The 12192-nt window shown below is 59.6% G+C and carries 11 protein-coding genes; 2 read left to right on the forward strand and 9 right to left on the reverse strand.

Annotated features, from left to right (window positions below; genetic code table 11):
• A partial coding sequence (locus ACF8AM_RS11150; protein ID WP_392555710.1) for a hypothetical protein occupies positions 1-497 on the forward strand: 497 nt, incomplete at its 5' end.
• A gap of 27 nt (positions 498-524) precedes the next feature.
• Here the strand turns inward: ACF8AM_RS11150 and ACF8AM_RS11155 are convergent.
• From ACF8AM_RS11155 to ACF8AM_RS11190, 8 genes are all read right to left on the reverse strand, one after another.
• Complete coding sequence (locus ACF8AM_RS11155) at positions 525-2048, reverse strand: sulfatase-like hydrolase/transferase (protein ID WP_392555711.1); 1524 nt, start codon at positions 2046-2048, stop codon at positions 525-527.
• Positions 2049-2089: 41 nt separating this feature from the next.
• Entirely contained in the window at positions 2090-3754 is a 1665-nt protein-coding gene (locus ACF8AM_RS11160) for an arylsulfatase (protein WP_392555712.1), read from the reverse strand.
• A 222-nt stretch (positions 3755-3976) separates the two neighbouring features.
• Positions 3977-6040, reverse strand: a complete 2064-nt coding sequence (locus tag ACF8AM_RS11165; RefSeq protein WP_392555713.1) for a tetratricopeptide repeat protein — start codon at positions 6038-6040, stop codon at positions 3977-3979.
• Complete coding sequence (locus tag ACF8AM_RS11170; RefSeq protein WP_392555714.1) at positions 6037-7539, reverse strand: metal ABC transporter permease; 1503 nt, start codon at positions 7537-7539, stop codon at positions 6037-6039. The genes ACF8AM_RS11165 and ACF8AM_RS11170 overlap by 4 nt, the downstream gene beginning before the upstream one ends.
• The gene (locus tag ACF8AM_RS11175; protein ID WP_392555715.1) at positions 7536-8870 is read right to left on the reverse strand and encodes a metal ABC transporter permease; all 1335 of its coding nucleotides are present in this window, start codon (positions 8868-8870) and stop codon (positions 7536-7538) included. Before ACF8AM_RS11175 ends, ACF8AM_RS11170 begins: the two co-directional genes overlap by 4 nt.
• Positions 8870-9709, reverse strand: a complete 840-nt coding sequence (locus ACF8AM_RS11180) for a metal ABC transporter ATP-binding protein (RefSeq protein WP_392555716.1) — start codon at positions 9707-9709, stop codon at positions 8870-8872. The genes ACF8AM_RS11175 and ACF8AM_RS11180 overlap by 1 nt, the downstream gene beginning before the upstream one ends.
• A 33-nt stretch (positions 9710-9742) precedes the next feature.
• Positions 9743-10525: a metal ABC transporter solute-binding protein, Zn/Mn family gene (locus tag ACF8AM_RS11185; RefSeq protein WP_392555717.1), complete on the reverse strand. Its 783-nt coding sequence runs from the start codon at positions 10523-10525 to the stop codon at positions 9743-9745.
• 4 nt (positions 10526-10529) lie between these two features.
• Positions 10530-10826 carry a cbb3-type cytochrome c oxidase subunit I gene (locus ACF8AM_RS11190; RefSeq protein ID WP_392555718.1) on the reverse strand — a complete coding sequence of 99 codons (297 nt, stop codon included), beginning with the start codon at positions 10824-10826 and terminating at the stop codon, positions 10530-10532.
• A 116-nt stretch (positions 10827-10942) separates the two neighbouring features.
• Between ACF8AM_RS11190 and ACF8AM_RS11195 the strand changes: the two genes are divergently transcribed.
• Positions 10943-11386 (forward strand): YbhB/YbcL family Raf kinase inhibitor-like protein, encoded by a 444-nt coding sequence (locus ACF8AM_RS11195; protein ID WP_392555719.1) that lies wholly within the window; start codon positions 10943-10945, stop codon positions 11384-11386.
• Between the two features lie 29 nt (positions 11387-11415).
• On the opposite strand, the gene ACF8AM_RS11200 is transcribed toward ACF8AM_RS11195, so the two are convergent.
• Positions 11416-12192 (reverse strand): Ppx/GppA phosphatase family protein (locus tag ACF8AM_RS11200; protein ID WP_392555720.1); only part of this gene is annotated, 777 nt, incomplete at its 5' end.

Consider the following 12192-nt stretch of genomic DNA (forward strand, 5'->3'; position numbering starts at 1 on the left):
CCAGGTTTCTCAATGGAGCCGAGGGGACTTACGTTTCTGCTGGGGCGACGTACCGATCCAGCACAGGCGCTGGTTTTGTGGCAGACTTCGGCCATGAAGAATACCTGACTTCGTACCTGACTCAGCGGTTTTCGCTGTCAGGTGCAGCGGGATGGGACCAAGCATCGATTGGGCTCGACACCGGATTGCGATTGCAAACCCCGACCCGATTGGCGCCTTTTGTGGGGATCGGTGGCTACGCCGGGATGAACTGGGAAACCGTCGAGGCAGAGGACGATGGAATCGACAACGACGAAGACGGATCCACGGACGAATTCGGTGAGGAAGACACCGAATATGATTTGACCATGGCGTCAATCTACCCTGAAGTGGGCGCCCACTTCTGGTGGACGCCGCACGCACGATTGACCGGGTTTGGACGCTACTGGGTCACGACGGATGGGCGCGAATCCGATGCCTGGATCGTCGGCGGCGGACTCGCAATTTTTCGTCAGTGAGCCGGACGTTGATTGGAACCGGTCAGATCAAGGATTGGTTTCTTCCAGTTGAGGTTGGTCCCATAGGCGATAGGGATCATCCAGTCGTTGCATTTCGGAAAGCAGCAACGCTTCCAGTTCCTGGCGTTTCGCAGCGTAGGCGGGATTCTCTGCGAGGTCCGTTTCAAGTTCCGATTCGCGTTGGTGTTCAGGCAAGTATTCCAGCGGATTGGCAGCCAAGTTGAACAACTGAGTTTCGCGGACTTTGCCGTCCAACGCGTCGTACTTGATCAGTTTCCAATCACCCTTCTTCACGCTCCGCATTCCTGGTTTGGTGCCACCGCAGTAGACGCCGTAGAGGACATCGCGAAGAACTTCTTTTTCGCCTTGGATGACGGGCCGCAGCGATTGGCCTTCCAAGGTTTCTGGAGGATCGATTTTGGCAAGGTCAACAAGCGTCGGCAGCAGGTCCAGCAAATACAGATTTCCGATCGCACGTTTCCCTTTGGGGATGCCAGGTCCTTGAATGATGAATGGCACTCGCCAAGTGTGCTCGTACAGGTTCTGTTTGCCTTGCAATCCATGCCGACCGATCGCGATGCCGTGGTCGGATGTGTAGACAACGTAGGTGTTGTCCAGTTCGTCCATTTGTTCGAGGCGTCGGAGCACCTTGCCGATTTGAATGTCGATGTTTTCGCTGCAGGCAAACTCACGCCCGAGTTCGTTGCGAATCGTGCGTTCATCGCGGCGTTTCCATACACCACTGACGTTGACTTCGTCGCGAAGATTGGGGTGTCCGTGATGAAACGGGTGAGCTTCCAAGTGGTTGGGGGGCAACGCCGGTTGCTTGGGATTCGCGGGCGGCAACGATTCGCGATCGGTGTGATTGGTGGCCCCGTACTTGGCGAGTAATTCAGGCGTTCCGTCTCGCGTGTCGTGAGGGTGTGAGAAACCAAAATAGATCAGGAATGGATCTTCATCCGACGTGGTCTCGCGTTGATCGAGGTATTCCAGCACTTGTTTGCCATGCCACGCACTGCCGGTTTCTTCGGTCCCGCCGCGTTTGGACGCGTCTCGCACCACGGCGAATTGCTCGTTCGCGGCCGGATAACTGTTGCCCTTTTTGCAGGTTCGCATTGTGTCGTAACCCGCTCGGTTGAAGATCGCCGCCATGGTGTATTCAGGCAAATCCTTGGGCGCCAAGCTCTCGTCGGGGTAGCGAACACTCGGGTTCTTGCGTTGCTTTTTCGCGTTGGGACGTCGCTGTGGGATGTGCCAAACCGTGCGTCCGGTCATGATCATGTGTCGCGAAGGTGTGCAGACGGCGCCGGACCAAGCACCCATGTGATGAGCCCCGTCGAACACCATGCCGGAGGCGGCTAGGCGATCGATGTTGGGCGTTTCCAGTTGTGAGTCAGGGTTGTAGAGCTTCAGGTCGAGTGGTGATTGGTCATCGACCACGATCACCAAAAAGTTGGGGCGATCGTCAGCGACTGCGGCGTGCGAGGCGCACAAGACGCAAAGCAACGCGGCGAAAGCATGCCAGTTCGGAACAGGGAACAGAAGACGCATGGAGGTTCTCTCGGGGGATGGAGGTTGTGTGGGGAGGAGAATCAGGGGGTGGAGTCGGCGTACTCGGAAGGATCGATCCAACGGAGATCGTCCCAGTAGCCGGTGTCATTGGATTGAGGATCGCCGGGCGTGCTTCGGCCGTTGAGAACGATCTTGGTCAAAGCGGCTTGCAATCGACGAACGATCTGCGGGTGATCCGACGAGACGTCTTTCGTTTCCGATGGATCGCTGGCGAGATCGTAGAGTTCACCTCGGTCTTTGAATCGATTCGGAGCGATCCATTTCCAGTGGCCGGCCGTGATGGCGAATTCGCCTCGCACACCGTGATTGATCAAGGGGACACGGTGATGTTCATAGGCCGGATCACGCAAAATCGATGCAAAGCTATGGCTGTCTTCGGCGGCGTGGTCCGGCACGGATTGCCCGAGCAAATCGGCAACGGTTGCCAACAAGTCAACTTGTCCGACCAACGCATCGCTGGTGCGTCCAGGTTGCTCGATGCCGTTGGGCCATCGGGCGAGCATCGGAACACGGTGGCCGCCTTCGTAAATATCGCGTTTGCCGCCTCGGTAAGGCCCGTTGCTGTGATGGCCAAAGTCTTTGATGCGTTGCTTCCAAGATTTTTCAGGGCCGTTGTCACTGGTCAGAATCACGAGTGTGTTGTCGCTCAATCCAGTGGCATCCAAATGAGCGAGCAGGCGCCCGAGATGGTGGTCCGTTTCGATGACGAACTCGCCATAGCCACCGCAGTCACCTTGGCCCCAGAACTGAGGCAGTGGGCAAACGGGATAGTGAGGGGATGTCAGCGGCAGATACAAAAAGAACGGTGCGTCGCTGGCAGATGCTTCGTTTGTTGACTTCGATGTGACGTTCGTGATCCACTCGATGGCTTTGTCGGTGAACCGCGTCAGGCATTGATTGTCGATGAAGTCATCGGCAACCTCGATGGTTGTGTTTTTGAATCGTTGGCGTGCTTCGCCTTCCGTTTGCAGGTAAGGCGGTTGAATACGATAGTCGACATGCCGTTTGTTGGGTTTCTTGCCGGTCCATGACGTGGGTGGGACCGCCGCATGACGTCCATCAAACCAAGCCAAGACGCCGTAGTTCAGCGAGGCGGGGATGCCAAAGAAGTGATCAAAACCTTTGTCGAGCGGCATGTCGAGAACAGGCTTGGACCAATCTCGGTTCTTCGGCGTGCCTGGGAATTGCATGCCCAAGTGCCATTTGCCAACCATTCCCGTTTGGTAGCCTTGGTCACGAAGAAAGGATGCCAGGGTCATTCGGTCGTCGGCGATCAAGCATTTTCCCTCGGCGTTCATGACACCTTTTTTAAGTGTCGTTCGCCAACTGTAGCGACCGGTTAGCAATCCGTAGCGGGATGGTGTGCAGACGCTGTCGCTGGAGTGAGCGTTGGTGAAGGCGATCCCCTCTTTCGCGAGACGATCCATGTTGGGCGTCGCGAATTTCGCGTCGGGGTTGAAACTGCTGACATCGCCAAAGCCTTGATCATCGGTGTAGACGATGATCACGTTCGGGCGTGCGTCGGAAGACGCTGCGGCGGGCGTTGGCTGTGCGACCAGCGAGGGTGACGGAAGGGCCGTGCAAACCAGTGCGATCGCGAAAAAAGCGAGGAGCGTTCGGTGGGCGTCATGCCGACGCGTCCGAGGCGGAATGGAGGAAGCAGTGGGGGATGAATTTGAATGCATGGGGGGCCCGATGTCGACGAAGAGGTGCGGTAAAACCACTTCGGATTGTATTCGAATCAAACGTCGGATTCCGAATGCACTTTCATTTCCTGGGGCCAACCCTTGTCAGGGTGTTGATTGAATGCATTTCGCAGATTGAGCGATCAGCCGAGAGGCGATTCCCACGGTTACCTGAGACACACCCGAAGCAATCGCGTTCCCGCCGCTTCAATCGAGGCGCAGCTATGGCTGTGAAGGCTGCAGCCGCTCGGCACGACGGAAATATTGTTCCGCCTTTTCGGTTTCGCCAAGTGCATCGTGCATGGCACCGAGGTTGTAGGTGGCACTGACGTGATTGGGCGCGATCGCCAACACGCGTTCAAAGTAGCCGATCGCATCCTCGGTACGTTTCTGGTTGGCTGCGATCACGCCGAGATTCAAAATCGCGCTGACGTCCTTGGGAGTCTCTTCCAAGATGCCCTGCCAGGCCGCTGAAGCGTCATCCCACCGTTGGGATGCCATCAGTGCGCGAGCCAAATTGGTTCGGTGTTCCATTCGCTCGGGATCCAGTTGCACGGCGGTTTGGAACAGTTCCACGGCCTCTTCGTGACGTCCTTGAGCGGACCGAAGTGTGGCCAGGTTTCCGTAGGAGTTGGCATAGTTTGGGTCGACTTCGATCGCGCGGTTCAGGGATTTCTCCGAGGCTTCGAAGTTGCCCATCATGCCTTGGGTGGCGCCCAGTCCGTTGTGGGCTTCCGCCAGTCCCGGGGCGAGTTCGGTGGCTCGGGTGTAGAGCGAAAGGGCCTCTTCCAGATCACCGAGGTTTTGGCGTGCTTGTGCCAAGTTGATGACCGAATCGACGAACGTGGGTTTGATCTCCAGCGAACGTCGCAGATGCGTTTCGGCTTCGAGGTAGTCGCCTCTTCGGTTGAGCAACGCACCTAAATTATTGTGAGCCATGAACGAATTGGGGTTCTTGTCCAGCGTGTCCCGCCAGAGCACTTCCAGTCCGCTGTAGATCGTCGCTTGGCTGAATGAAACCGTGGCGAGCAACAACGCGGCACCGGCGGCCATCAGTTTTGGGAGGTGGCGACCCAAGCCATATTCTTCTTCGTCGGGATTCTTTGGACGCAGCCAAGTCGCGACCACGCCAACCACCAAAGCAATCAGTGGAACGCTGCCCATGTAAGCGAAGTGATCCGCGACGAACGAGAACCGCATCGGATAAACGTCAAAGAAACCCAAGGCCGGGAACAGCGTTCCGGCGTACAAGCAAACCGCGGCAATCGGGCCGCGACCCAAACGACCACGCGTCACGAATAGCGTGATCATCACGGCCACCGCAGCGATTGGAAATGCGTTTTGCCACCAGGACGTGACATCGATTTCCCAACGCGGGTAGGTGAAGATCAGCTCCGCCGGCCAGACCAATTTGCCGGCGTAAAACCAAAGGGCTCGTCCAGCAATCAGCACGCGTTGCCACAGGGACAGTTCCCAGTCGATGCCGCTGGCATCGACCTGGACTTTCTCCAGCCACACGGTGAGCAGTCCCATTCCAATCCCGATCACGAAGAACGGAAGCAGGACCATGAAGTCTTTGATACGCACCCTGCCACGTTTCCACCAGATCATCACCAACAACGCGGCCGGCAAGGTGGACGCCACGGTTTTGCTTAGCAGTGCCGCGATGAAACAAAGCAGCGCGAGAGCGTACCAGCGTCTGTGCTTGAGCGTCGATTCGTCTGCCGTTTCTGGTTGAGTGAAGTCCCAGAATCGGAGCCAGCAGAGGATGGTCAGCAGGGTGAACATTCCCGACAGAACATTCTTGCGTTCGGTGATCCAGGCCACCGACTCGACATGCATCGGGTGAACCGCGAACAGCAACGCAGCGACATAGGCCCCCGGCACCGAGACCCGCGAGAGCACTCGCCAGAGCAGCAGCGCATTGATGCAATGGGCCAGCACGTTGACCAAGTGATATCCCATGGGGTTCAACCCCCACAGGTGATTCTCAATCCAAAACGAACTGTGAACGATGGGGTAATACTGTGGTGTCGCAGAAGAATCTGTCCAAATGGCGACGAGACCTTCGAACGTATGCAGGGTTGGGTTTTCGGTGACGTAGTCGTCGTCGTCCCAAATGAATCCACCTTGAATCGCGGGCAAGTAAGCGATGATGGTGAGGCTGCACAACGCTGCGGCCAAGGCCCATTTCGAGAGAGCACTCGTTGTGAAAAACGGCCGGTTGGGCTGGCCGGACAGTGGTCCCTTGGCAGGCGACGAAAGGCTTTCCGTGTTGGCGTTCATGAGTTCTTGTCGCTTGCCGAGGGGATGGGACTGCCGTGCGGGTCCTTCTCTGGCGAATCAGTTTGATGATCGAGTTGGTCTTGAAGTTGGCGATCAGTGAAGTGTTCGAGTTGGTGAGCTTGCTGGTGAATCCGGCTGCCTTCTGAGTCGACTTGGGTGACCAAGTATTGTTCCCACAACCGGTGCGAGCGAACCAGCGATTCCGCTTCCGAACGGCCAAGACTTGTGAGTTTGGGGACGAACACTTTCGAACGATCGGCGGAGTTCGTCGTGGCTGGTTTCGAAGAGACTTGGTTCGCAGTGGCTGAGTTGGGAGTGTTAGCAGATGTCGGCGTCGGATCTGCTTGAGTGGTTTCGATGCGGCCACGCCAAGCGTGATACTTGACCGCGGTTTTGATTGCGAAACGATTGGTCAGCAAGACGTCTGCCATCCACGCATCCAGGTCGGCTTGCATCGCCATCGCGTCTGCGATCGGACGTTCGTCCAAGGTTTTCTCTTCCATTCGGTAAAGCAACGCCAAGACGTCGTCGGTGAGAATGGTCCAACGCAACCATTGTTTGCGAATCCACTGAGGAATCAATCCGCGGCGAGGCGACGCCACCACGGCCAAAGTGAACGCAAATCCGGTGGCGACCGCCATCATGCCCGCGGTGGTGGTGCTGCGGAAACCGAACCAGGTCGGGATTTCCACCGCGGCGACGTGACCCGCCCAAGCGGAGGCGGCACCGATCACGCACGCCAACAGAATCATGACTCCCAATCGGTCGGTCAGCAAATACGCGGTTGCGGCGGGGACAACCAACATTGCCACCACCAGGATATTGCCCACGCTTTCAAAGCTGGCAACAGCCGTCACGGCCACCAACGTCATCAGAACGTAATGAATCGCTTTGGCTGAGAAGCCACTGGAGGTGGCCAGCTCGGCATCAAAGGTCGCCATCTTCAGTTCCTTGAAGAATAGTCCCACGAAGGCAGCGTTGATCAGCGTGACGATCGACAGCACCACCACGACTCGCGGGACGTTCGTGCCGCCAAGGAAAGGGATTGGAACCGTCCAGGTATCAAGCGGCGTCGATTCAATGGCTCCGTACAACACGCATCCTGGATCCAGGTCGACTCGATCGGCTGCCAGCACGATCATGATCAAACCAGCCGCGAAGAGGGTCGTGAACACAACGCCCATCGAGGCACCCTCGTCGACTTCGCCACGAACGTGAATCCAGTCGGATAGCAGGGCTGTGAGAACACCCACGATCACCGCGCCGAGGAACATCCATCCGCTGCTGCGGCTGCCTGAAATCAAAAATGCAGCGGCCAAACCAGGCAGCACCGCGTGGCTGATTGCATCTCCGAGAAGACTCATTCGGCGAAGCACAAGGAAACAGCCGAGCAACGACGACGCCACCGCGCATAGCATCCCGGCCGCGACGATCCATCCGTCCAAAGCCCAATTCCATTCCAACGTCCAAAATGGCGAGGTGTCAGCGAAACCAATCATGTTTCAGCACCTTCCGTGGAGGAGGCGTGAGGGTCATTGGGCATCCGGCGCTCACCCAGTTCGGCGTTGAGCAACGATTCGAGTTCGGCAACCGTTTCTGGTTCCAGCACGTGTTCAATTGCGTCGGCGTCGCGGTCGACTCGTTGCGGCGCGATGTCCGCGTGATGAATCAAATACAGTTCCCACAATCGGTGGCGTCGCGTCAGCCGGCGAGCCTCCGATTCACCTTGCTTGGTGAGTGCAAATTCCATCTTCGTGATGTTCTCGCTGATCCAGCCATCTTTGGAGGCTTGCTCCAGTATTTTGCGCAATCGTTTGTTGGACCAACTGCGGGCTTTCACAAGTTCATCCCAGGAAACGGCCAGTCGATTGGGGTCGGTTTCAAACAACTCGTAGAGTTCACGTAGCAAATGTTGTCGATCGATGCTGGCGTTGAGCGACCGACGACGCCACATTCGAATTAACAATCCTCGGCGAGCCCCGATCAGCAAGCTGATCAGAAAGCCAACGCCCGTTGTCAGCACAATCATCGCGCCACTGGGCAGTCGCGGCAGCATCGCACTGGCAGCCGCTCCCACCAAACACCCCGCCATGCCGATTGCAGATGAAAGGACCATCATCCAGACCAACCGGTCTGTCCAAAAACGAGCGGATGCGGCAGGGATCACCAAGAGGGCGATCACCAAGACCAACCCAACCGCTTGCAGACCGATGATTGTGATCACGACCACCACGCTCATCAGAGCTGCATCCAGTAGGACGACTGGGTAGCCGCGAGAACCAGCGAAGGCCTCATCGAAACACAGCAGTTTGAACTCTTTGAACAAGCCCACGCAGATCACGATGCAAATCAGCGATGCGACGGCGATCAGCCAAGCGTCGCTTTCGACCATCGATGCGGTCTTGCCGTAGATAAACGATTCCAGTCCAGCTTTGTTGCCATTCTTCATTTGCTGGGCGATCCCCAGCAGTTCCAAACCCAATCCAAAGAAAACGCTCAGCACGATCCCCAGCGCCGCGTCTTCTTTGATGCGAGTGCCACGCCGAATGATCAGAATCGACGCGATTCCAAACATGCCCGACACCGTGGCACCCGCCAACAAAACCGGCAGCGAACGACCGTTGCCACCCATCGCCGTGACCCACAGGAAAGCGATCGCGATTCCGGGCAGTGCAGCGTGGGCGAGCGCGTCGCCGACCAAAGCACGGCGGCGGAGCAGCGTGAAGCAGCCCACCAGCCCCGCGGCAAGTCCCAGCATCGCGGCGCCGAAAATCACGACTCGCGTGTTGTGATCCTGAAGGCTGATCACACGCCAAAGGTGCTCGGGCATCAGATCGACCGTTCCCGGCGACGCATCGCTTCGGTGGCTTCGTCCAGCAGCGTTAATCGACCACCATAGGTTTTCTGCAGGTTTTCGCTGGTGAAAACGTCCTTGGTTTTGCCAGACGCGACGACTCGCATGTTCAGCAGCACGACGTAGTCAAAGTAGTCCGGCACCGATTGCAAATCGTGGTGAATCACGACCGCCGTTTTTCCGTCGGCTCGCATTTGCCGCAGCAAGTCGATGATCGCGGCTTCCGTGGCTGCGTCGACGGCCGCCAGCGGTTCGTCCATCAAGTACAGGTCGGCGTTTTGAACGAGCGCACGAGCCAAGAACGTACGTTGTTGTTGACCACCGGATAGCTGACTGATTTGGCGATGGGCGAGATCAGCAATCCCGACGCGAGCGAGCGCCTCTCGGGCCATGTCGCGGTGCTTCTTGCGAACCGGTATGCACCAGCCCAATTGTCGATACAGTCCCATTGTCACGACATCAAGGGCATCGACAGGAAAGTCCCAGTCGACGCTTTCGCGTTGCGGGACATAACCCACTCGGCCGCGAGATTTGGAATACGGTTGCCCAAAAAACTCAACTCGCCCGGACGCTCGGGGAATCAAATCCATGGCGGCTTTGAGAAGCGTGCTTTTGCCGGCCCCGTTGGGACCGACGATGCCGACCAAGTTGCCCGCGGGGATTTCCAGTTCCACATCCCAGATAACGGGCTTGCGGTGGTAGGCGACTGTCAGGTCATCCACCTTCAACGCGATTTCGGAGGACGTGTCACCGGAACCTAAGGCGGCGGGGCCGTTCGGAAGGGAAGGTTCAGCGGGGATGGCGGATGAACTCATGGTGCACAACAAAGGGCTGGACGGGGACGATGCCTAGTTCGGAACGTTGGAAGTCTCGACGGTCGTTTCCGCGTCCATGCTCAGTTTACCTCGCAATCCATTTCTCGGGGCGTTGCCACCCAAGGCTCGGGTGATCAGTGTCACATTGTGATCGATCATGCCAGGGTAGGTGCCCTCGTAGGTTCCCGCTTCTCCAGCGGCATCGGAATACAATTCTCCTCCGATTGTGACCGAATGACCGCGAGAACGCGCGCCATCGATCAGGGCTTGGATGCTTTTCCCATTCACGCTGGTTTCGACGAACACGGCAGGAACCTTCTTTTCAACGATCAAGTCGACCAGTTCGTTGATGCGTTGCAAACCGGCTTCTGAGTCGGTTGAAAGTCCCTGCACACCCATGACCTCGATCCCGTAAGCCCGGCCAAGGTAGCCGAATGCATCGTGCGAGGTGATCAGGATTCGTTGGTCTTCTGGGATCGTTGCCAGAGCGGCTTTCGCGTCCGCAGCCAGGTCTCGCAGATCCGACTGGTAGTTGGCCGAATTCATCGCAAACGTATCCAGGTGCTCGGGCAGTTGTTCGCCTAAAACTTCTGCGACTTTGTTGGCGGTGAGCGACCACAATTCCACATCGAACCAGACGTGGGGATCGGGGTGGCCGGTTCGCTTGGAATCGGACAACAATCGATCCGGGGCCAAGTCCCCTGTCACGGCGAAAACGGGTTTGGACTTTCCGACCTTCGCAAGCGTGTCTGACATTTTGCCTTCGAGCATCAAACCGGAATAAAAGACCACGTCGGCATCCAATATTTGAGCCACGTCATCACGAGTCGTTTTGTAGAGGTGCGAACAGCAGCAGCATGATCGTGCCGTGGATGGTGAACATCTGGTTGTACTGCTGGTTGTCCACGACCTGCAGCCCCGGTTCCAGCAGCTCGGCCCGGATGACCATGGCCATCAGCCCGGCGACGAGGAAGAGCGTGAACGAGGTGGCGAGGTACAGGTGGCCGACGACCTTGTGGTCCGTCGTCGCCAGGACGTTGCCGATCCGCGTCCCCCGGCGGTGGAGCGCGAGCGCGTCGGCGACGCTGGTGTCGTCCCTCCCCTGCACGGCCGTCATCCAGCCTGCCCTCCTCTGCGAGCCCGTCGGCGCCCACATACCAAGGAGGCCCCGCTTCAAACGCCGCGGGCGGGCATCGCGGGCGGTGTTCCGGGCAGTACGGCGGCATGGAGCAGATGACGTTGAGCAGCCCCGCGTTCGCCCACGACGGCCCCGTCCCGGTGACGCATTCGCACGCGTCGGGGGACATCTCGCCGGAGCTGAGGTGGTCCGGCGTGCCCGCCGCGTGCCGCGAGCTCGCCCTCTCCTGCGAGGACCCCGACGCACCCGGCGGCACGTTCGTCCACTGGATGCTGGCCGGGATCTCGCCGGACCGCGAGCGGCTGGCGGCCGGGGAGGAGCGTCCGCAGATCGCCCGGGGCCGCAACGGCTTCGGCGACCTCGGCTACGGCGGCCCCCAGCCGCCCGCCGGGCACCCGCCGCACCGCTACGTGTTCACCCTGTACGCGCTGGAGTGGCCCTCCGGCCTGACCTCGGGCTTCTCGATGGACGACATGCGCGCGGCCCTGCAGGACAAGGTCCTCGTGACCGCCACCCTCGTCGGCACCTACAGCCGCTGACGTCCCGGCGCCGGGGCCCGCCGCCGCGGTCAGGGGACGGCGCGCAGGTGCACGTCCCGGAGGACGACCGGGCTGTGCTCCGGGAGGTCCTCCGGCTCGCGGCCCGCGATGAGCGCGTCCAGCCGGTGCAGGAAGAGTCCCTCGCGCAGCGCCCACGGGCAGATGGCGAGCCGGTCGAGGTGCAGGACGTCCATCACGCCCTCTGCCACGATCGCCCCGGCGAGGATCTGGCGGGCCCGCGACGCCTTGATGCCCGGCAGCGCGGTCCGCTCCGCGTCGGACAGCTTCGCCAGCCGCGGGATCCAGCGGTGCAGCTCCGCCCGGTCGAGGTGCCGCTCCCGGTAGCTGCCCGCCTTCGCCTTCGGGGCCCCGCACAGCCGGGCGAGCTGGGCGAACGTCTTGGACGTGGCCACGGCGGTCGCCGGCGGCGGCAGCTGCGCGATCCCGAGCGTCGCCTCCTGCAGGACGGACCTGACGTGCGCGCGCAGCGCCCTGCGGGTGCTCTTCGGCACCGGCGGGCCGGGCGGCAGGTGGTGCCGCGTGAGCCGGCCCGCCCCGAGGGGCAGCGACAGCGCGATGTCCGGGTGCTCACCGGCGCCGACGGCGAGTTCCATGGAGCCGCCGCCGATGTCGGCGAGCAGCATCGGGCCCGCCGACCAGCCGCGCCAGCGGCGGGCCGCGAGGAACGTCAGCCGCGCCTCCTGCTCCCCGGTGAGGGAGCCGAGGCGGACGCCGGTGGCGGCGCGGACCTCGCCGACGACGTCGTCGCGGTTGGCCGCGTCGCGCAGCGCGGACGTCGCGAAGGG

Origin of the sequence: Rhodopirellula sp. JB055 (genome assembly GCF_043100905.1) — a bacterium.
GTDB lineage: Bacteria > Planctomycetota > Planctomycetia > Pirellulales > Pirellulaceae > Rhodopirellula.

Excerpts from the sequence above, each read along its gene's own strand:
- ACF8AM_RS11155 (WP_392555711.1), bottom strand. The coding sequence starts at position 2,048 with ATGCGTCTTCTGTTCCCTGTTCCGAACTGGCATGCTTTCGCCGCGTTG.
- ACF8AM_RS11160 (WP_392555712.1), bottom strand. The coding sequence starts at position 3,754 with ATGCATTCAAATTCATCCCCCACTGCTTCCTCCATTCCGCCTCGGACG.
- ACF8AM_RS11165 (WP_392555713.1), bottom strand. The coding sequence starts at position 6,040 with ATGAACGCCAACACGGAAAGCCTTTCGTCGCCTGCCAAGGGACCACTG.
- ACF8AM_RS11170 (WP_392555714.1), bottom strand. The coding sequence starts at position 7,539 with ATGATTGGTTTCGCTGACACCTCGCCATTTTGGACGTTGGAATGGAAT.
- ACF8AM_RS11175 (WP_392555715.1), bottom strand. The coding sequence starts at position 8,870 with ATGCCCGAGCACCTTTGGCGTGTGATCAGCCTTCAGGATCACAACACG.
- ACF8AM_RS11180 (WP_392555716.1), bottom strand. The coding sequence starts at position 9,709 with ATGAGTTCATCCGCCATCCCCGCTGAACCTTCCCTTCCGAACGGCCCC.
- ACF8AM_RS11190 (WP_392555718.1), bottom strand. The coding sequence starts at position 10,826 with ATGACGGCCGTGCAGGGGAGGGACGACACCAGCGTCGCCGACGCGCTC.
- ACF8AM_RS11195 (WP_392555719.1), top strand. The coding sequence starts at position 10,943 with ATGACGTTGAGCAGCCCCGCGTTCGCCCACGACGGCCCCGTCCCGGTG.